This is a genomic window from Flavobacterium sp. GCM10023249 (assembly GCF_042653365.1).
In the GTDB taxonomy this organism is placed as follows: Bacteria; Bacteroidota; Bacteroidia; order Flavobacteriales; family Flavobacteriaceae; genus Flavobacterium.
The window spans coordinates 41371-62489 of the sequence record NZ_JBHSHZ010000002.1 but is presented as its reverse complement, the minus strand read 5'-3'; the positions used below and the strand labels follow the sequence as shown (position 1 = coordinate 62489).

General features: G+C 35.7%; 21 protein-coding genes and 1 riboswitch. Of the genes, 11 read left to right on the top strand and 10 right to left on the bottom strand.

Features of this window, described 5'->3' with window-relative positions; translation table 11 throughout:
- Positions 1-105 precede the first annotated feature (105 nt).
- Both ACFO7M_RS00310 and ACFO7M_RS00305 read right to left on the bottom strand, forming a co-directional pair.
- Positions 106-726 (bottom strand): hypothetical protein, encoded by a 621-nt coding sequence (locus tag ACFO7M_RS00310; protein WP_379733340.1) that lies wholly within the window; start codon positions 724-726, stop codon positions 106-108.
- A 354-nt stretch (positions 727-1080) separates the two neighbouring features.
- Positions 1081-2496, bottom strand: coding sequence for a hypothetical protein (locus tag ACFO7M_RS00305; protein ID WP_379733337.1), 1416 nt, complete (start codon positions 2494-2496; stop codon positions 1081-1083).
- Between the two features lie 720 nt (positions 2497-3216).
- Here ACFO7M_RS00305 and ACFO7M_RS00300 point away from each other — a divergent pair.
- Positions 3217-3948 (top strand): hypothetical protein, encoded by a 732-nt coding sequence (locus ACFO7M_RS00300; protein WP_379733334.1) that lies wholly within the window; start codon positions 3217-3219, stop codon positions 3946-3948.
- 2036 nt (positions 3949-5984) lie between these two features.
- A complete protein-coding gene (locus ACFO7M_RS00295) occupies positions 5985-6947 on the top strand; it encodes an acyltransferase family protein (protein ID WP_379733331.1) in 963 nt (320 codons plus the stop codon).
- On the opposite strand, the gene ACFO7M_RS00290 is transcribed toward ACFO7M_RS00295, so the two are convergent.
- The 5 genes from ACFO7M_RS00290 to ACFO7M_RS00270 form a co-directional block, all read right to left on the bottom strand.
- On the bottom strand, positions 6944-7717 hold the full coding sequence (locus ACFO7M_RS00290; RefSeq protein WP_379733329.1) for a dienelactone hydrolase family protein: 774 nt from the start codon (positions 7715-7717) through the stop codon (positions 6944-6946). The genes ACFO7M_RS00295 and ACFO7M_RS00290 overlap by 4 nt on opposite strands.
- 108 nt (positions 7718-7825) lie before the next feature.
- Positions 7826-8287 (bottom strand): hypothetical protein, encoded by a 462-nt coding sequence (locus ACFO7M_RS00285; protein ID WP_379715125.1) that lies wholly within the window; start codon positions 8285-8287, stop codon positions 7826-7828.
- Positions 8288-8426: 139 nt separating this feature from the next.
- Positions 8427-9203, bottom strand: a complete 777-nt coding sequence (locus ACFO7M_RS00280; protein ID WP_379733326.1) for an ABC transporter ATP-binding protein — start codon at positions 9201-9203, stop codon at positions 8427-8429.
- Positions 9204-9205: 2 nt separating this feature from the next.
- A complete protein-coding gene (locus ACFO7M_RS00275) occupies positions 9206-10237 on the bottom strand; it encodes an iron chelate uptake ABC transporter family permease subunit (protein ID WP_379715121.1) in 1032 nt (343 codons plus the stop codon).
- A gap of 1 nt (position 10238) precedes the next feature.
- Positions 10239-11381, bottom strand: coding sequence for an ABC transporter substrate-binding protein (locus ACFO7M_RS00270; protein WP_379718963.1), 1143 nt, complete (start codon positions 11379-11381; stop codon positions 10239-10241).
- A 61-nt stretch (positions 11382-11442) separates the two neighbouring features.
- On the opposite strand from ACFO7M_RS00270, the gene ACFO7M_RS00265 reads away from it, so the two are divergent.
- The 9 genes from ACFO7M_RS00265 to ACFO7M_RS00225 all read left to right on the top strand — a co-directional run bounded on the left by ACFO7M_RS00265 (position 11443) and on the right by ACFO7M_RS00225 (position 19300).
- Complete coding sequence (locus tag ACFO7M_RS00265; protein WP_379715119.1) at positions 11443-11856, top strand: DUF5522 domain-containing protein; 414 nt, start codon at positions 11443-11445, stop codon at positions 11854-11856.
- Positions 11856-12365 (top strand): bifunctional adenosylcobinamide kinase/adenosylcobinamide-phosphate guanylyltransferase, encoded by a 510-nt coding sequence (gene cobU / locus ACFO7M_RS00260; RefSeq protein WP_379715117.1) that lies wholly within the window; start codon positions 11856-11858, stop codon positions 12363-12365. The genes ACFO7M_RS00265 and cobU overlap by 1 nt, the downstream gene beginning before the upstream one ends.
- A gap of 1 nt (position 12366) precedes the next feature.
- Positions 12367-13026 (top strand): diphthine--ammonia ligase, encoded by a 660-nt coding sequence (locus tag ACFO7M_RS00255; RefSeq protein ID WP_379733323.1) that lies wholly within the window; start codon positions 12367-12369, stop codon positions 13024-13026.
- Positions 13023-14711, top strand: a complete 1689-nt coding sequence (cobT, locus tag ACFO7M_RS00250; RefSeq protein ID WP_379733320.1) for a nicotinate-nucleotide--dimethylbenzimidazole phosphoribosyltransferase — start codon at positions 13023-13025, stop codon at positions 14709-14711. The genes ACFO7M_RS00255 and cobT overlap by 4 nt, the downstream gene beginning before the upstream one ends.
- Complete coding sequence (locus ACFO7M_RS00245) at positions 14708-15502, top strand: adenosylcobinamide-GDP ribazoletransferase (RefSeq protein ID WP_379733317.1); 795 nt, start codon at positions 14708-14710, stop codon at positions 15500-15502. Before cobT ends, ACFO7M_RS00245 begins: the two co-directional genes overlap by 4 nt.
- Positions 15487-16008: an alpha-ribazole phosphatase gene (gene cobC / locus ACFO7M_RS00240; protein WP_379733314.1), complete on the top strand. Its 522-nt coding sequence runs from the start codon at positions 15487-15489 to the stop codon at positions 16006-16008. Before ACFO7M_RS00245 ends, cobC begins: the two co-directional genes overlap by 16 nt.
- A 190-nt stretch (positions 16009-16198) precedes the next feature.
- A riboswitch (cobalamin riboswitch) is annotated at positions 16199-16405 on the top strand.
- Positions 16406-16483: 78 nt separating this feature from the next.
- Positions 16484-18400: a TonB-dependent receptor plug domain-containing protein gene (locus tag ACFO7M_RS00235; RefSeq protein ID WP_379733311.1), complete on the top strand. Its 1917-nt coding sequence runs from the start codon at positions 16484-16486 to the stop codon at positions 18398-18400.
- Between the two features lie 96 nt (positions 18401-18496).
- Positions 18497-18775, top strand: a complete 279-nt coding sequence (locus ACFO7M_RS00230; RefSeq protein WP_379715105.1) for a hypothetical protein — start codon at positions 18497-18499, stop codon at positions 18773-18775.
- Positions 18776-18778: 3 nt separating this feature from the next.
- The gene (locus ACFO7M_RS00225) at positions 18779-19300 is read left to right on the top strand and encodes a DUF4252 domain-containing protein (protein ID WP_379733308.1); all 522 of its coding nucleotides are present in this window, start codon (positions 18779-18781) and stop codon (positions 19298-19300) included.
- Between the two features lie 29 nt (positions 19301-19329).
- Here the strand turns inward: ACFO7M_RS00225 and ACFO7M_RS00220 are convergent, their stop codons facing one another.
- Genes ACFO7M_RS00220 through ACFO7M_RS00210 form a run of 3 tightly spaced genes read right to left on the bottom strand, consistent with a single transcriptional unit; the run spans position 19330 to position 21119 of the window.
- Positions 19330-19773, bottom strand: coding sequence for a beta-carotene hydroxylase (locus tag ACFO7M_RS00220; RefSeq protein WP_379733305.1), 444 nt, complete (start codon positions 19771-19773; stop codon positions 19330-19332).
- A gap of 4 nt (positions 19774-19777) precedes the next feature.
- Complete coding sequence (locus ACFO7M_RS00215; protein ID WP_379733302.1) at positions 19778-20269, bottom strand: hypothetical protein; 492 nt, start codon at positions 20267-20269, stop codon at positions 19778-19780.
- Between the two features lie 10 nt (positions 20270-20279).
- Positions 20280-21119: a phytoene/squalene synthase family protein gene (locus tag ACFO7M_RS00210; protein WP_379715098.1), complete on the bottom strand. Its 840-nt coding sequence runs from the start codon at positions 21117-21119 to the stop codon at positions 20280-20282.

Here is a 21119-nt window from a genome sequence, read left to right as displayed (position 1 = left end):
CTCCTTTAAATTGCTTTAAATGAGGTTTTATACTATATGTTTTGGAGTTATATTGAAAAAATGGTAGTTGTGCAACAGTTACTGCGGTTATGGGCTAGGCTTGTATTATTTTATATTTTGAGAATCATATCTATAACTATAAATTAATCGATATAAGTTATATGTTGCGGTAATCATATATTCCAAATATTTTATTTTATCCGAATCGGAAATTTCAAATTCATTACCTATTAAAGTTTCTACATTTACTTTACCGTTTTCTTCATACTTTTTATTATTCAAGTTTAAGTGTTCAAATGAAAAATGTACAAACCCACAAGTTTCTTCATATAAAGATTTAAAGTTCGGTAAAATATCATCTAGCTTGGATATTAAATAACTATCATACATTTTCTTTCCGTCTCGGTCTTTAATATCTCTGATTGAAATACCTTTTTCTACTTCTGTTAAAAGTAAAATAGGATTACAAATACTTATAGCATATAATCTCAAACAATTATCGATTTGCAACCTGATAAGTGATATTGCAGTAGAGTAAATTTTATCATTAAAAAGCAATTCAAAACTTTTTATTAATGAATTAGCTCTAGTTATTATTGAAGCTGAATAATGAGCAACGTGAGAAACACCATTATTGTTTTTAAGCTCATAATTGTAAATAAGTATAACCTCATTTAAACATTTATTTTGTAAATCATGTAATCTCTCAAATTTTTCTTCAATCATAATTTATCTTAGTATCTTCTTTTAGCCTTGCACATAACATCAGTCTATGAAAAACCTCACAAACCTCCCCAAATATAACCAAAACAATTAGTTTAAAAAGGCGAATTTTCGTAGTTTAATAATACAACAAAGAAAACGCAATCGTAAAGAAAGTGAGCAGCGTACTTTTTAAAACTCTCTTTTTTAGATTTGAAAAGCCTGATTGTGAGCCATTCCAATTTTGAAGTTGTAGCAGTGAGGTAAAAATAAAACCTCGTCTAAATCACTTTAAATGAGGTTTTATACTATATGTTTTGGAGTTATTTTGAAAAAATGGTAGTTGTGCAACAGTTACGGCTGTTACCTGTAGTGCATTTATATTGTTCTGAACAACGGCTGATTTATGGATTTTAAATTATTTATCAAATCTAGGTATTTCAGGTAATTTTTGATTGGTCCGCTATATCCGGCATATTTCAAAATTAACGCACACGTAATTAGGTGAGCATTCAAGTTTATTTTTGACAATTCTTTTCTTCGGTTTTCTTTTGTATCATGGTCAAACGGTATACTACCATGCAAAAATTTGTTTCTATTGTTTATACACTCTTGGTCATCTTTTGTAAGCTGAATTCCCATTATTTGAAAGGCCAGATTGAAACCATCAGCATTTGCAATACCGTTGATGTTTTCTATCTTTCTAATAACGGCATTTTTGTCGTTAAAATTTTCTTCTGCTAGAGGTTTTATAATTGCTCTGAGTTGTCTAACAATGTACTTTGCAAAAGCTTTGTCTTTGATAGGGGAAATTTTATCTTCATTTTCTTCTATTATGATTTGCTTTACTGTTTCCAAAGTTATGAAGTAAGCAGCTGTTTCAATTTCCACAGGCTGATTTCTTGCTTGCGTTAAAGTTCGTATGGCTCTTAATAAAGGCTTTGAGTTATATGATAGTTGACAGAGATTTGAAAATATCTCGGTAGGGAAAAAAAATGTTTCCTTTAAATCAAAATAATCTTTGTGTAAGTCTGGGTTATATATTTCTAGCAAACTGACTATACTATCATCTAATTTTTTGAATTTAAAGCCAATAATATTTGAAAAATCTTCTTGTTTAAATTTTAAAATTGTGATGCTTTCTCTTATTAGATTTCCACTAATCAATGCAAATGGATGTAAAATGGATTCGACAATATCTTCAAACAATTCATATTTTACTTTCGTTTTACAGTCAATAATTATGTATTCTTTTTTATTGATTTCATAATCATAAAATCCAATGACATTTTCATTAATCTTTAAATCGACATATCCTGCCACTTTTAATGATTCTCCGTTTACTATTCCTCTTCCTAAAAAGTATTTCAAAGGAGGTTTTGCATATTTATCTAAAGGTAAGATTGCTCGGAAGTAATGAGTTTTTTCATCGGAGAAATTATGTTCAATTTTAGATATTTGCCCAGATAATTCCATCAACTTAAGGCTGAAACTGCTTGTCTTTGCACCATACGGCAACTTGTATTCTCTTTCGTCAACTTGTATGTCAAACGAATCAATAATACCATAGTTTGTATGTTGATATTGTGATGGGTTTTCGCAAAAATTAATTCTTTCAGTTTTATAAGAAAACCACTCGGCATCTTTACCAAATTCGATTTCAATACCGTTTATTGTTGGAATTGTAGATTTAATTTTTCCTTTTTTTACGGCGCATAATTCGGTAAAATAATTTTCTGTTTCTGTAAAGTCAATTTTTTCAGCTGTATCTCTACATTTTTCGAGGAAGTTCATTTTACTTGGGGTTAATGCATTACAGGTAACTAGTATATACCCGCAATTTCATAGCTATACATCTAATTTAGGGTGTATACCCGCTACAAAGTAGCGTTTTTCAAATATAGAGGAAATTTTTTACAAATCGGCCAATACCCTTTATCTCTTAATGGTTTTTCCACCACAGAAGGCTATGCCTCTTGAACCATCTTTATCAGAAAGACAAACAAACCTTCCTGAAGCAAAATAATTCCTCATGGTATTCTTGTCGCAATTTCTACAATTACACCTACAAATCACTACGTAGTTCTACTCGTTTTTCATCCCAGTGGCTGAGCCTCGGTTACTGAGCTTGTTGAAGTATCGTGGTGGCTGAGGCACTCGAAGCCACACTAAAGTCAAAAAATCTTTTAATCATCAATCGGTCGCTGAGCCTCGGTTACTGAGCTTGTCGAAGTAGCGTGGTGGCTGAGGTTCTCGAAGCCACACTAAAATCAAAAAATCTTTTAATCATCAATCGGTGGCTGAGCCTAGGTTACTGAGCTTGTCGAAGTATCGAAGCCACAAACTCTCACAGTTGTCCGTAATACCTTCATTTCAAGATATAAATCTAAGCAGTCTAAAAATCTAAGCAGTCTATGCAGTCTAAATTTTGGCATACCATTTGTAAGGTATTTCCGTCAAATAGCAAGACGCAATGAAAGACATTGCGCAATCAACAATCAAAACTTTTAAATCATGAAAACAAATTCAGAAACCGGTCACACAAAAAATGTAGCCAACTTCAAGCAACTGCTAAACGTAATCAGCACCTATGGGCCTGAGTACAATCCGGCAAGAGCCAGCCTCAAAATCCCCAATCTTAACACCATCGCCACAAATGCACAAACAAGCCTAATAAATGTTTCCGTAAAAAACACCCAGTACAACAATGCCGTCAACAAACGGTTCATTGCCTTTGAAGACCTGAAAAAACTCTCGACAAGACTGGTTAACGCACTCGCAGTATCCGATGCTCCAAAACAAATGGTCGACGATGCCAAAGGATTTAATCGCAAGCTACAGGGACAAAGAGCGTCCGCAATTGTTAAGCAGGTAAATGAAAACGAACCCGCTCCGCTAACCATTAGTGCGAGCCAACAGTCATACGACTTGCAAATCCAGCATTTCAGGAATTTAATCACGGTTTTGGAATCGGAAGAAAGTTACAATCCCAATGAAACCGAACTCAAAATCGTGACACTCACAGCCAAACAAAGCGAACTACTCGAAAGAAATAACGATGTTTCCATTGCCCATGCAGTAGTCCGTAATGCTAGAAATGCAAGAAACAAAACCCTTTACGACGACAACAACGGATTGGTCGACACCGCACTGGAAATAAAAAAATACGTCAAATCAGCCTACGGGGCAAACAGCACTGAATTCAAACAGGTAAACGCCATAAAATTCAGGAACGTAGCAGAATAATGTAACCTATTTAAATTAATACCTTGCAGCATTTCATTTTTTCCGCTCAGTTGCAAGGTTTTTTTATACCCTTCTGTGAGTAGTTAGTACTGCACGGTAAATTATTCCCTCCGCACGCTTACCGTTATCAAACGCACGATACATTATGTCATCCGCACGCTTACAATTACCATCCGCACGATACATTATGGCATCCGCACGCTTACCATTACCAAACGCACGATACATTATGTCATCCGCACGCTTACAATTACAAAACGCACGATACATTATGGCATCCGCACGCATACCATTACCATCCGCACGATATATTAGGGCATCCGCACGCTCACCATTACCAAACGAACGATACATTAGGGCTTCCGCACGCTTACAATTACCATCCGCACGATAAATTATTTTATCCGCACGCTCAATAGTATCAAATGCACGCTAAGTTATGGTTTCCGCACACTACTTTTTAACTACCATAACTCCCAGACCGCAATCCCAATCGACCTCATAGCATACTCCGTCAAAAACAACGAAAGTACGAAGAGAGAGTGATCCGCGTAGCCGAGGAGGCACGACGAGCGGTTCGGGTCACGCAGCGCAGTACTGAGGTAGTTTTTAAGAGTAGACTATGTAGTCTTGACCTTTTTTGTTTCTTTTTTGTGTCAAGACAAAAAAGAAAAGAAAGCACGACGAGCGGTTCGGGTCACGAAGCGCAGTACTGAGTTAGTTTTTAGGAGTAGACTATGCAGTCTTGACCTTTTTTGTTTCTTTTTTGTGTCAAGACAAAAAAGAAAAGACAAGTCGAGGAGGCACGACGAGCGGTTCGGGTCACGAAACGCAGTACTGAGGTAGTTTTTAGGAGTAGACTATGCAGTCTTGATTTTTTGTTTCTTTTGCATCAAGGCAAAAGAAAAGGAACTAAAAAAATTTGTGTTTTTACTTCCATCACTCCCGTACCGAAATCCCCAACCCGACCTCATAGGATACTCCGTCAAAAACAACGAAAGTACGCAGTGAGAGTGATCCGCGTAGTCGAGGAGGCACGACGAGCGGTTCGGGTCACGAAACGCAGTACTGAGTTAGTTTTTAGGAGTAGGCTATGCAGTCTTGACCTTTTTTGTTTCTTTTTTGTGTCAAGACAAAAAAGAAAGGAAAGCACGACGAGCGGTTCGGGTCACGCAACGCAGTACTGAGGTAGTTTTTAGGAGTAGACTATGTAGTCTTGATCTTTTGCATCAAGGCAAAAGAAAAGAACATGAAAAATAGTTCGTTTTTAGATTCCTATTACGTCATCCCCTTCGGCCTCAGATTCGCAGGCGAGGTTCCAATCATTGAAGAATCCGTAAAAAGAAAAGCTGTTTGAGTCTCGTCAGTCATGACGAGATGAGTTCTTTTCTTTTAGGATTCGAAATGAAATTGGACCGCCGAGAATCGAAGCCTTGACTTTTTGTTTCTTTTGTGTCAAGACAAAAGAAAAGAGTAAAAAATGAGTTAGTTTTTAGGAGTAGACTATGAAGTCTCGGCATTAGACGAGATGTCAAGACAAAAGAAAAGAAGTCACTTTGTACGATGCAGTCGAGCAAAAGATATATTCTCTATTTTTTTTTGGAATTTTGAGATTGGAATTTTGAGATTGGGATTTTGAGATTGAGATTTTGAGATTGGGATTTTGAGATTGGAATTTTGAGATTGAGATTTTGAGATTGGAATTTTGAGATTGGGATTTTGAGATTGAGATTTTGAGATTGAGATTTTGAGATTGGAATTTTGAGATTGGAATTTTGAGATTGGAATTTTGAGATTGGGATTTTGAGATTGAGATTTTGAGATTGGGATTTTGAGATTGGAATTTTGAGATTGGAATTTTGAGATTGAGATTGAGATTTTGAGATTGAGATTTTGAGATTGGGATTTTGAGATTGGAATTTTGAGATTGAGATTTTGAGATTGGAATTTTGAGATTGAGATTTTAAGATTGGGATTTGGAATTTGAATTCCAGAAAGTCGAACAATCTAACAAACCAATTTACTATTTTTGCCTTATGCGTAATAATAACATTGATCTTTTAAAAATCGTTCTGGCCTTTTTGGTTATTGCCTTACATATGTTCCCTGTAACAAAACTCAAAGGGATTGAGGGTTTGATTTCGTTTGAAATTGCCAGTGGGATTACACGTATTGCGGTGCCTACTTTCTTTTTGATTTCAGGCTATTTTTTACGCAACAAATTGAATGATGCCTCGTATTTGCTAAAATACTCCAAACGGATCTTGTTGCTCTATGTTATATGGCAGTTGCTTTACCTGCCTGATTTGATTCGGTTTTATCATTTGGGATGGTTCAAACGTACCGATATGATCCTAAAACTGGTCTACGGATATTGGCATTTGTGGTATTTACTGGCTACTGTTATTGCTGTAGGATTGTTGTATAGTATCCGAAATAGTGTAATCCGTTTCAAATGGATGGTAATAATCTTTCTTTTGACTATTGGCTTTGTATTTCAGCTTTTAATCCAATCGGATGCTTTACACCGATACCTGAACATTCAGTTTGTTTATGCAGTAATGGGAACAAGTCGTAACTTTTTGTTTTTTGCCTTTCCAATGATGCTCGTGGGAACTTTATACGATTCTTGGCAGCCATTTGTTTCGAAGATAACCAAATACTACGCTCTTTTATGGATCGTCTTGTTAATTGAAGTGGCTTTGTATTATCACTTTAAAGTGAAGGCCATGGATTTTTTATTGGTGTTACCGCTGTTAAGCATGTTAACCTTTAGTATCGTAAAAGAAAGAGCATCCTTTTCGGATGCTCCTGTCAGTGCTACTTTATCGTTAGGGATATATCTTACGCATCCATACGCCATTCGATTGGTCTATGAAATCCTACCTCAAAAAACCTTCGGTTATATTGTGGTGAAGTACTTTTTGGTTTGCCTCACCGCTGTACTGTTCTGGTGGATTTTGGATAGAATCAATAAGAAGTTCCCTTATTTCTTTTAGTTCAAAATCTCAGCGAAGAATTGCTTCATGGCTTCCCACGAACGTCTTGCTGCTTTTTCATTATAAGCCACACCCGAACTTTTGTTATTACCTGCGTTTTTATGTGTGAAGGCATGTACTGCATCCGCATAGTAAATCATTTGCCAGTCGGCATTGGCTTTTTTCATTTCTTCTTGGAACGCTTTGATTTCGGCTTCCGGAACATAGAAATCATCGGCTCCGTGTAAGACTAAAACTTTGGGTTGGATAGGTGCTACGGTTCTTGTTGCATCTCTTCCCAAACCACCATGGAAAGAAACAATACCTTGTACTTTGAAATTGCCTCTTGCCGCTTCAATCGCTCCTGAGCCTCCAAAACAATAGCCAATCACAGCAATCTTATCTGGATTGGCTCCTGCTTTTATAAGTTCGTCTAAAGCGAGTTGAATGCGCTTTTGGTATTCAGTATAATTGGTCTTATAGTACCCCGCTTTTTGTCCGGCTTCTGTCGTGTTTTGAGGTCTTTTATCAACACCATAGATATCAGCTACAAGGGTAATGTATCCCATTTTTCCTAATTCTATGGCGTTCTCTTTCGCATTGTCATCAATTCCCATCCAAGCGGGTAATAGCAATACGCCGGCTTTGTTTTTTTGTCCTTTTTTGGGTTGCGCCAATAGGCCTTCCAGTTTTTGTTCACCATCGGTGTAAGGAACGGTTTTTAGCTGGGCTTGTAATGGTAGTATACTCATCAGTATAAGGGTTATCAGAAAAAATGTTTTTGTATTCATGACGCTATTTTTTTAAAACCTAAAGTTACAAAAGTTCTGTAGATGATTTCTTTTTTGGATAGTATACCCTAAAAAAAAAGGTTGACATAGTGCCAACCTTTTTGAGAATTATAATACGATTCTATCGGCCTTGAATTGACCATTTGTAATCGTTAATGTCGATCCTCCATTATCGCCACTGAAAGAAAAGGTTCCCACAATATAGTCCTCAGTAATGGATGTAATGGTAATTGTACCGGATGTTGCGTCCATGTTGATAGACTCACCTTCAGAAGAATAAGCTGCATTGTAAGTGTCTAAATCAGATGGAGTGTCTGTTACCGAATAAGTGCCTGTACTAACATCATTAGGCAACCATAAAGAAATTCGCTTTAAAGTAGTATCACTACCTGCATATCCTTGGATTAATGTTTTGTTACTGCTGATCGTTTCCGGTTCATAATTGTAGTTTTGACCATTTACAGTAAATTTTATAAAGGTTCCTGAACCTTCATTTGATCCTTCACTATCAGATGAACATCCTGCTAATAATAATGTAAACAAGGTTAATAAACCAAAAATTTTTTTCATAGTTGCTTTTTTTAAAATTTCAGTACACAAATCTATAAGAAAATTCTTTAAAGTCATATTGGTTATTTTAATTTCTCAGGACAAGAAATAAAAATAAATACGAAGGAGTACGTCTTGTAACTACTTTTTAGAAGGATTGTTATTTAAAGATAAATTTACCCTTTTGTTCATCAAACAGGATATCATCATCATCAAAAAGGGTATTAAAGATACCACTCTCAATTAGTTTGCAAGGATCATCCTGAACGATACCGTCTTTGGTCATAACTATCATTTCATCACTCAATTGAATGGCTAAATCAATATCATGAGTAGAAAATAGGATGCATTTTCCCATCTCTTTCGATAATTTCTTCAATAGTTTGAATAGTGAAACCTTATGGTGTAAATCCAAATGGGTAGTGGGTTCATCCAAAACTATCAATGGTGTATCCTGGGCCAATGCTCTGGCCACAAGTACTTTTTGTAATTGTCCGTCACTTATTTCGAAGTGTTTTTTGTATCCTATTGCCTCGATGTTAGTCAGTTCAATGGCATTAATGACTTTCTCATAATCGTCGGGTGCCATTTTTCCTATCCAGTTGGTGTAAGGCTGACGACCCAAGGCAACCAATTCGTAAACGGTTAAATTACTAGGTGGCAGTTTTTCTGTGAGTACAACGCTAAGTTGCTGTGCCAATTCCTGGAGTTGATAGGAGTGGATGTCTCTATCATTCAAGTAGACCTTCCCATGCAACGGTTTCTGAATTCCGGTAATAGTTCGCAATAGTGTCGATTTACCAATGCCGTTGGCGCCAATCAAGGTTATAAGTTTTCCTTCATGAAAATCCAAATTCAGGTTTTCAGCAATCACGATATTTCCCTTTTTGGTAGGGTAACCAATCGATAGGTGATCTGTATTTAGTACTTTTTTCATCACTAACGCACTATTTTTTGTTTTCTGACTAACAACCATATTACTACCGGCGCTCCAAAAATAGAGGTAATGGCATTGATGGGTAAAGTAATTTCCATTCCAGGCATTTGTGAAATGACATCACAAATTAACATAATAGCGGCGCCTAGAAGTAATGTACTCCAGTAGAGAATAAAATGATTACTTGTCTGAAATAGTAATTTGGCTATATGCGGTACTGCTAATCCCACAAAGGCAATTGGTCCGGCGAAAGCAGTAATGCTTCCTGCCAAAATACTCGTTGCAAATATGATGAGTAATCGGGTTCTCTTGAAGTTCAAACCTAAGCTTCGGGCATAATTTTCGCCCAACAACAAAGCATTCAAAGGTTTAATACACAGCATGCTGATTAGTAAACCTAAAAGTACCGAAAATGCCAGTATGATAATGGATAACCAAGAAAGGTTTCCAAGATTCCCCAAAGACCAAAAGGTGAATTTCTGTAATTGTTCCGCAGAACTGAAAAAGGTTAATATACCAACAATTGCACTTGTAAAACTTCCGAACATTAATCCTAAGACCAATATGGCCATGGTGTCTCTTAGTTTCTGGGAAACAAGCAATACCAAAAGTAATACGGCAAAACTTCCTATTGTTGATGCAATTACTAAGCCGTAGGGTGATAGGAAAATCGAACCTAAAAAGGAAGGCACTAAACCAGCTCCTAATATCACAAAGGCAACGCTCAAACTGGCGCCAGAGCTTAGACCCAATACATCGGGTCCGGCTAATGGATTTCTGAATAAGGTTTGCATTAAAAGCCCGCTGATAGAAAGCCCCATTCCCACCAAAATTGCGGTAATCGCTTTGGGTAAACGGTAATTAATGATAATATATTCCCATGTAGATTTACTGGCTTTTCCACCGGTTAAGCTATTGATAACTTCTTCAAATGGAATAGTTACCGAACCAAAGCTGATATTAACCAATAAAAGGAATAGTAAACCTATTGCTAGAATTACAAATAGTTGAATATTTCGTTTTTGATTCGACAATTTAGTTCAGTTTTTCAGCAAAGGTTAGTGTGTAATTCGGTAGTATATCTGGATGAAATATCTTGATGTAATCTTTCAGGATCAAATCAGGGCGGCTTGGCCCCAATTCATAATAAATGGTTCCTCCGGTTGCACCTAGTTTGCTCTCAAAAGTATATACATTTTTCTTTCCAAATGCATCAAATTGAGTATAATGCGGATTATTGGAGGATAAATCATTCAATGTCTTAAAAGTACCAGCAGCAATCCAAACGTCTGCATTTTTGGCTTTTTCCAATACCTTTTCAAAAGTCAGTGGCAAACTTCCAGTACCTTTTTCATTTGCCCACAAGTAATTGGCTTTGGCATCTTTTAGGAATTGTGCTACCCAGCTGTTTCCTTTGGCTACAAACCATTGGTCCTGGTACATATTACCATATAAAACAGTAGCTTTTGCTTTTTTATTTTTTACTGAGGTTTTAGCAGTTTCGTATTCTTTTACAATAGTCTCGAACAATTGTTTTGCTTCCTTTTCCTTTCCAAACAAAGCGGCATATAATTTTAACCATTCTGCCTTTCCAAGAGGTGATTGTTCCATCCAATCCCCTTGAATCATAACTTTTAAGCCACTTTTTTCTAGATTTTTAATCATAGGATTATTGTTGTCTACACCAAAAGTTACAATCAGTTCCGGAGATAAATCAATTAGTTTCTCCATGTTCAAACGTTCGTTTTGTCCTACGTTTTTAACAATACCTTGGTCTATTAATGCTCTTGTTTTTGGGGACGAAACGTAATCGGTATGTGGAAATCCAACCAATTTGTTTTCAACGCCCAGCATTTCTAGAAACGGAATATTCGTGGTAGAGGTAACTACTATTGATTTTAACGGTACTGGAATGGTAGTGTATTGATGTAAACTGTCGGGAACTACAGCATTTTTCTCCTGAAGTATATAGGTAAAATCCCTATTCGCATCGGGCCATGGATTGGTTACCTTCACTACAGAATAACCATTGTATTTGTATATAGATAATCCACTGGCATATTGAATATCATTTGGAGCAGTTGTATGTAGTGATGTAGCAATGACTTCCTTTTTCTTACAACCAATCGTGAATGCTAAAAAAGAAATAAAAAGGGCTTTATAAAGAAAAGTCTTCATTAGTTTGTGTTTCATTCTCGCAAAGGTAAAAGAATTTGCAAAAAAATTCGGATTCTTTTTTATGCCAAAAATCCACAAACACTATCTTTACAGCATGAATACCTTACGTGTTAAAAAATGTTCGACTTGTAAAACCGAGTTCAATTGTGGAGATTCTGTTGACGGGAATAAATGTTGGTGTAATGATTTTCCACCTATTTTTGCTCCTTCCGATGTAATTGATTGTTTATGTCCCAATTGTTTTAAAGAAGCTTGTTCGGTTAAGATTGACAAATATGTACAAACCGTAACACCAGAATCAGCTCATGACAATATTGCAAAAGATTTGCCTCTGGCTCCTCATTTGATCGAAGGGATTGATTATTATCTTGAGGATGGAAAGTATGTTTTTAAATCGTGGTACCATTTAAAAAGAGGACATTGCTGCAACAACAATTGCCGCCATTGTCCCTATAAATTGAAAGACTTACAATAATGATATATCTTATAACAGGAGGAGAACGCTCCGGGAAAAGTAGTTATGCACAGGATTTGGCAATGCAACTTTCAGCCAATCCAATGTATGTGGCCACTGCCAGAAAATGGGATGGTGATTTCCAAAAACGAATTGACCGCCATCAGGCTGAAAGAGATGAACGATGGATTAATGTCGAAGAAGAGAAACACCTGAGTACACTCAATTTTTCAGGAAAAGTTGCCATTATTGATTGTGTCACTCTTTGGCTGACTAACTTCTTCGTAGATGCCAAAAATGATGTGGCTTTGTGTTTAGAACAAGCTAAAGCTGAAATCAATGACTTGATGGCACAAAAAGACGCTACAATAATCATTATTACCAATGAAATTGGAATGGGAGTTCACGCCGAAACTCATATTGGAAGAAAATTTACAGAGTTACAAGGTTGGATGAATCAGTTCTTGGCTAAAAATGCCGATGAGGTTGTTTTGATGGTTTCAGGTATTCCTGTAAAAATAAAAGGATAAGATGAATTTTATGACCTCCTGGAGTGGCGGAAAAGATTCCTGCTTCGCAATGATGAAAGCGGTTGAATTGGGTTTACAACCGAAAGTCCTTCTGAATATGATGAATGAAAACGGTAAAGTTTCTCGTTCGCATGGATTGCCTTTGCGTATTTTAAAAGAGCAGGCTGCCAAAATGAATTTGCCTCTAGTAGCAATTCCTGCAACATGGAATGATTATGAAGCTAAGTTTATAGAAACATTACAAACGCTAAAAGCAGAATTTGAATTAGATGCTGCTGTTTTTGGGGATATTGACTTAGAGCCGCATAGAGAGTGGGAAGAAAAGGTGTGTAAAGCAGCAGGTTTAGAAGCAGTTTTGCCTTTATGGCAACAGAATCGCATCGATTTAGTTCAAGAAATGCTCGCGAACGGAATCGAAACTATGATTGTTTCCTGTAATACTCAAATGGGGGAGCACTACCTCGGTAAAATAATGACTAAAGAATTGGCAGAAGAGTTAGAAGCGAAAGGAATCGATTCTTGTGGCGAGAATGGGGAATTCCATACAATGGTCATCAATTGTCCGTTATTTTCTGAAGCGATTGAAGTGCCAGAGTTTACCAAACAAATCTATAACGATTATTGTTTTGTTGTTTGGGAACCCACAAAATTAAGTGTATGAGTTATTTAGATGATATTATGAAATCCCGCCGTGATACGCGTCATTTCTTAAGTGATGCCGTACCTGATTCGGTTGTAGAGAAGGCTTTACAGGCTGGACATTGGGCTCCTTCTGTGGGGTTGACCAATGCTACTAGGTATTATATCATCAAATCGACCGAAATAAAAAAAGCAATCAAGAAGCTGTTTTTGGAATACGATGAAAAGGCAGCGAATCAAACCGATACTGCTTTACAAAAAGAACAATACCAAGCATTAAAACTGGAAGCTATTGAGGAAGCTCCGCTCGGAATGGTGATTTGTTACGACCGTTCAGTACTGAATAGTTTTACAATTGGAACTGTAGGGAGTAACGAAGCAATAAAGTTTAGCGCGGTATGTGCAGCACAAAATATTTGGCTGTCATTAACTGAACAAGGTTATTCGATGGGTTGGGTTTCGATTTTGAATTACTATCAATTCAAAAAACTATTGGACTTACCGGAACATATAGAACCATTAGGGTATTTCTGTATCGGTAAACCTGCCACCGATTATAACAACCAACCGATGTTACAACAATTGGATTGGAAGCAAAAAGAGGAAAAGCCTTCGGTTACAGAAATTACCGAAATGCATAAAGATGAAGTTGTAAGAATACAAAATGAGAATTTAGAGAGGAACGATTTTTACTCACTTTCATCAGAATTGCAACATAAAATCGATAACAAAACTAAGCCAACGGGAGCTTTAGGTGTGTTGGAAACCTTAGCCAAACAAATCGGTACCGTATATCAAACTTTAAGACCGGAAATCAAGAAACCTTCAATAGTTGTTTTTGCAGCAGATCACGGAATTGCAGTCCACGGTGTTAGTGCTTATCCACAGGATGTTACACGACAAATGGTGACCAATTTTTTGGAAGGTGGTGCAGCTATCAATGTTTTTTGCAAGCAACACGATATCGAATTGTCGATTGTGAATGCTGGTGTGAATTATGATTTTCCACCCAATGCGAAATTGATATCGAATGCAATAGATAAAGGAACGCAATCATTCCTGCATGGTGCGGCAATGAGTCTGGAGCAAATGGAGCTTTGTTTTGAAAAGGGAAGTGACATTGTAGTCGAAATTGCAAAAAAAGGATGCAATTGCATCGGTTTTGGTGAAATGGGAATCGGAAATACTTCTACAGCTTCGGTTTTGATGAGTATCATAACCGGTATTTCTATTGAAGAATGTGTCGGTAAAGGAACGGGTGTGAATGCAGAAAAGCTGAAATTCAAAAGTGATATCTTGAGAAAAGCGATTGAATCGTATACCGGAAAGGAGGATTTGGAGAACAAATTGGCTTATTTTGGCGGATTTGAAATTCTTCAAATGGCGGGAGGAATGTTGGAAGCTTTTAAAAATAACATGCTTATTTTGGTTGACGGATTCATTTGTAGTGTTGCTTTTCTGATTGCTTATAAAATGAATCCGGCAATAATCCGGAATGCTATATTCAGTCACCAATCAGCGGAACAAGCACATGGAAAGCTGCTTAATTATATGAATGCCAAAGCTGTTTTGCAATTGGATTTGCGATTGGGAGAAGGAACCGGTTGTGCCATCGCCTTTCCGATCATTCAATCGGCCGTAGCGTTTTTGAATGAAATGGCCAGTTTTGAAACGGCTGGTGTAAGTAATAAAGAAAAAACAGAATGAAAAAAGAACTCGATATATTTTTTACTGCGCTGATGTTTTATACACGGATTCCGTGTCCGAAGAACATCGATCACAATCCGGAATATCTCAATAAAGCATCCCGTTATTTTCCTTTGGTGGGTTGGATTGTTGGAATGATTTCATTTGTGACTTTCTATTTGGCTAATAGTGTTTTTTCGACCGGAATAGCTATTGTTTTTTCAATTGTCGCCGTTATATTAACCACAGGAGCTTTCCATGAAGATGGATTTGCCGACGTCTGCGATGGTTTTGGAGGCGGATGGACGAAAGAAAAGATATTGACGATTATGAAGGACAGTGCTATTGGGGCTTATGGTGCCATTGGATTGATATTACTCTTCATGCTTAAGTTTTATTCGATTGGAGAAAGTGTACTATTGGGAAAAGCAAGAGAACCATATGTAAATGTAATAGTACTGTTATTTATTTCGGCACATGCAGTAAGTCGTCTGGCGGCTATTTCTATTGTTTTTACCCATAAATATTCCCGTGAAGATGCCAACAGTAAAAGTAAACCGATTGCCCAAAGTTATACTTGGCGCGAAGTAGTTGGTGCTTTCTTTTTTGGATTACTGCCTTTGTTTGTACTTGCATTTTTTCAATGGCGGTTGCTTTTGACGCTGATTCCTGTCTTTTTGATGCGTATTTATCTGGCTCGTTATTTTCAAAAATGGATTGACGGTTATACAGGAGATTGTTTAGGTGCCACACAGCAAGTTTGTGAAGTTGTTTTTTATCTATCGACTATTGCAATATGGAAATTTATTTAATCAGACATACAGAAACAGTTTGTGAAAAAGGGATTTGTTATGGGCAATCCGATGTTGAATTGCGGCAGCCATATATGGATCAGTTTCAAGAAATCAAAAAACAATTGCCAGAAAAAGCCTTGTTTTATTCTAGTCCGTTACAACGTTGTACTATTTTAGCCAATTTCCTGTCATCATCTGATTATACTGTGGACAAACGCTTAATGGAAATGGATTTCGGTAGTTGGGAAATGAAAAAGTGGGATGAAATTCCGTCCGATGAAGTCGATCCTTGGATGAAGGATTTTGTGACTGTGAAAGTTCCTCAAGGCGAATCATTTGTTGATTTGTACAATAGGGTTTTAACGTTTATGGATGGGCAATTAATCCATGAAGAACTACCTATTGTTATTGTGACTCACGCTGGTGTAATTCGCAGTTTTCTATGTAAAATAATGCACCTTGAACTGAAAGACGCTTTCTCTAATTCGGTAGAATTCGGTCAGGTAATTAAAGTTATAATTTAAATAATGAATACAAGCTCTAAAGAATTCATGTTTGCGATTTATACAATCGTTTTTATTCACATTTTAGTGATCTCTTTGATATTATATAAAAGATATAAAAAGAAAAAGAAATAAACTTTTTGATTTAACATTTTTTAATATAATAATTAAAAAGTAGATAAAATTTGCATTATTCCTAATTGGAACTCTATATTTGCACCCGTATTGAGGTTGTCGTTTTTACAAGTAGTGAAAACGCATTAAAAGGGAATTAGGTTAAATGCCTAAGCTGTACCCGCAACTGTAAGCTAATTAGCTTGTTGTTATCTACACACCACTGTTTCGTTTTAAAATAGGAAATGGGAAGGTAAACAACAGGACGCAAGCCAGGAGACCTGCCTAGTACATTGAGTATCAAACTTTCGGGAAAAAAGGTTTGGGTATGGGTAAATTCTATACTTTTCTCCCAATTTAGTATTACAAATGTTTAATTAAAATGAACAAAAAGATTACAATGGTCAGTGCTTTTGTATTGGCTTCTCTTGGTGTATTCGCTCAAGAAAATGATTCTATCCGCAATTTGAATGAAGTAGTGGTTTCTGATTCAAAATTTGCTTTGTCAAAAGAGAAATCGGGTAAAGTTGTTGTGAAGATTACTGCGGAAGATTTAAAAAAGAAACAAGGACAGTCCCTAGCCACAGTTTTAAGTACCGTTGCTGGTGTTGAAATTAATGGAAATCAAAGCCGTAATGGAAAAGATTTAGGCTATTACATTAGAGGCGGTAGAAACCATCAGACTTTAATTTTAATTGATGGTATTCCGGTTACCGATGCTTCCGGACCTACTTTAGCTTTTGATATGCGTTTACTTCCTGTGGATCAGGTGGAAAGTATTGAAATTTTAAAAGGTGCTTCAAGTACTTTATACGGTACTGGTGCGGCAGCTGGAGTTATCAATATTACTTTAAAAAAATCACCAAAAAAAGCATTTCAAGGGAATGCATATATGAATGTGGGTTCGCAGGAAACTGTTGATAAAAACAATAACTATGAACCAAATGAATTCAATCAAGGTTTCTCTATTGGTGGTTCCGTGGAGAAATTCAACTATTCAGCAAGTTTAAATAGTACTTTTTCCGATGGTATTTCGGAAGCTAAACCAGTTAACAGCGCATCTATTTTTGAAAATGATGCTTTTTCGAGAGTGAATTCTGTGGTTAAAATTGGTTTTACCCCAACTAAGAAATTATCGTTCGACATTTTTGCGAATTACGACCGAATGAAAAACGAATTTGACACTGGTTCATTTGCAGATGATTTAACGAACTTCAGTACTTCCGAACAATATCGTGTTGGATTTACACCAAAATATAAATATAACAATGGAGAATTTGTAATCAATTCTGGAGCGAATTTAATAAACAGAGATTTCTTTTCTTACGGCACACCAACAGATTACAAATCGAGAAGCGTAAATTCCGATTTGTATAATAAATATGAAATTTCAACACAGTTTTTTGTGGTGACAGGAGCACAATTCCAGTTTCATGATATGTCAAACTGGAGCCCAAGCAACTCAATCGTAAAAGAATTGGCAAAATTCAATATGATTGATCCGTATGCTACAGTAGTTTATAATTCTGATTTAGGTTTCAATCTGAATGCAGGTGCTCGTTATAACATGCATAGTAAGTATGGTGAAAACTTAGTTTTCAATGTAAATCCTTCTTTCAATTTCTTGGATTCGAAATTTAAATTATTGGCGTCATATAGTACAGCTTTTGTAACACCAAGTTTATACCAGTTGTATTCTCCATATGGTCGTTTAGATCTTACTCCCGAAAAAGATGCTACAATTGAAGCTGGTTTCGACGCGAATGTTTTGGATAAAAAGCTGAATATTAATGCTGTATTTTTTCATAGAGAAGAGAAAAATGCAATAGGATTTGATATGACAACTTACAAATATTTCAATGTTGAAGGGAAAAACAAAGTAAATGGTTTTGAAACCATGGTTTCTTATGAAGTGAATGATAAAGTAAAATTGAATGCCAATTATACTTTTACAGAGTTGGAAAAACAATCCCGAATTTTAAATCCAAAACACAAAGCAAATGCGTCTGTTGATTTTACAGCGACATCACGTTTAGGAATTAATGTAGCCTATCAATTTGTTTCTGATAGATTGACGCAGTATACTATTTATGATCCAATTACTTGGACTCCAACAGTGATTAATGAAATTTTAAAAGATTATCAATTAGTGAATACCAATTTGCGTTATGCATTGATTAAAGATAAGTTCAACGCGTTTTTAGCAGTGGATAACGTTTTAAACAAAGATTTTGTGGAAGCCAGAGGTTACAGTACAAGAGGCAGAAACTTCAAGATTGGATTCAATTTCTTATTTTAGAAATATTGAGTTTTTTGTTTGTCCCGGTTTAAGCGATTAAATCGGGATTTTTTTTTACCGAATTTTCTCATTATCTTGTACAAAATTGACATAGTTATGAATGAAAAATCTAAGATAAGTAGAACGCTGGTTTGGAGTTTGATTTTATTTTCGGTAATAGGAATATATGGTTTAATTACTTTTTTTTCGAATAATATTGAGTCGCAAGAGGCTAAAAATGAACTAGGTACTTTTAAAACGCCCGAAGAAGCTTTTCTTGAAACTCAAAAAGCGTTGAATTTATTATCTTCGAATATCAATTCTGGCATGGAAAATGCACAACATTTAAAAGAATATGAAATTGTCAAAAACAAAGTATTCAAAAAAGAAAAATAAAAGATGAAAAAGATAGTAGTATTATTCGCCCTGATTTTGTTACCCTTTTATGGTGGTGCTCAAACTACTTTTGATAAATACGACGGTCAGGAAAATGTTTCTTCTGTTGTCGTTAACAAAAAAATGTTTGAATTGATGAGTAAAGTTAAGATGGAAAGTAAGGAAGATATTGCTTACCTGAACCTTATCAAAAAACTGGAAAATTTAAAAGTATATAAAACTTCGAGTGCCAAAACTACAGCAGATATGCGTTCAACAGTAGATAAGTATTTGGGAAGTGTTAAGATGGATGAATTGATGCGTATGAATGAAAACGGCAAGAATTCCAAAATCTTTGTGAAGTCAATAGCAGGTAGTAATAATGTAAGTGAATTGTTAATGTTTATTGAAGGTACTGGAGTCAAAGGAAATGAAACCGTATTAATGTCTTTGACAGGAGACTTTAATATTAATGAAATCTCACTCTTGACTAAAAGAATGAATCTACCGGGCAGTGACGAATTGAATTCGGCGTCAAAAAAATAAAACTGAAAAGCGACCTAATGGTCGCTTTTTTATTGTTTGAAATATTTTCTGGGTACAAGTAACATCCCAAAACATTCTCCATGTTCTTTACCAATATGTTTGTGATGCATTTTATGTGCTCTTCTGACTGCTTTTGCATAACGGTTGTTTACATTTCGAAAAAGTTTGAATCGTTGGTGTATGAAAATATCATGAACTGTAAAATAGGCTAACCCATAAGCGAAAATACCCAGCCCTATTGCTAGGCCTATTGCTAAAATATTATTTTGCCATAGGAGGAAAAAACCAATGCTAACTGCTGCATAGAACAAGAAAAAGGCATCATTACGTTCAAACCAAGAATCGTGATCTTTTTTGTGATGATCAGCATGCAGATGCCATAAAAAACCATGCATTATGTACTTGTGGCTAAACCAAGCCATGAATTCCATAAAGCAAAAAGTAAGTATAAAAACCAATAGATGAAGTAGCATTGTTTTAATTTTTAGTGAATGAATATTCGTGTCTTTTTATCCAATTTTTTGTACCCTCAAATTGAACATCCTTAATGATTGTATATTTCTTTGAAGATATAAAATAGGTATTTCTCAATAGTGCAGCTTTTTTATCATTTCCATCAGTACCTTTAATTTCAGTAATTATTTCAATAGCAAGCTTAGTTCGTTTAATTTTTTTAATGCTTTTTTTATTGAATAATGCACCGTCTTTTGAAATGACCAATGTGTCAGTTGAATTGGCCTTTGGTTCGTTAGGATAAATATTTTGATAAAGATAATTGTAGTTGTCAATTTTGTCTATAAAAACTTCTGCCGGCATGGTATAGGGTTTTCCTGAACTATAGTCCAAATAGGTTAATTCACCTTTCCATTTTCCAACCAAATAGGCTAAATCTTTTTCAATATCTAATTTTTTTTGTTGTGCAAATGAGTTGATACTGAATGTTAAAAGGAGTGCGATAAGTGATTTCATAATGAATGAGTTAGAGTAAATTCAATCGATATTTTACATAACAATTGGCAAGTAAACTTACTTTTTGATAATCGGGAACACGTATCCTTGTGTTTTTAATTTCAGTTGAAGGTGTTTTGTGTAACTTGGATAACAATTTTTTATAATAGATATAGGCAGTATATACTCCAAATTTAGCTTCTATGGGTAAATTTTTAATACCTTGAAATCCTGCTGCGAAATCGGCTTCAATGTCTTTAATGATTTCAGTCTTAGCTTCTTCGTTTAGGTTGTTTAAATCCGTATTCGGAAAGTAAGTTCTGTCAAGTTCATCATGATCAGTTTTTAAATCTCTTAAAAAATTTACTTTTTGAAATGCAGAACCCAAGCGCATCGCCGGATTTTTTAATTTGTCATACAGTTCATTATTTCCTTTTACAAAAACCTTAAGACACATTAGCCCAACAACATCCGCACTTCCATAAATATATTCCTCGTATTCTTCATTGGTAGTGTAGGATTTTTTGGTGAGATCAAGTTTCATGCTTTTCATGAAATCAGCTATCAGGCTGTAAGGTATTTTGTGCTTGTGAACGGTATCTTGAAAAGAGTTCAAAATAGGATTGAGACTGATTTTATTTTCCAGTGCTGATTCCAAATCCATTTCGAATTGAGCAAATAAGGATTCTTTATCATAATCGTGAAATGTGTCAACAATTTCATCGGCAAAGCGAACAAAACCATAAATGTTATAGATGTCCTGACGAATACTGGGGGCCAACATTCTTACGGCTGAGGAAAATGAAGTGCTGTACGATTTAGTGACAATCTTACTGCAATCAAACGAAACGGTATCAAAAAGTGATTTCAT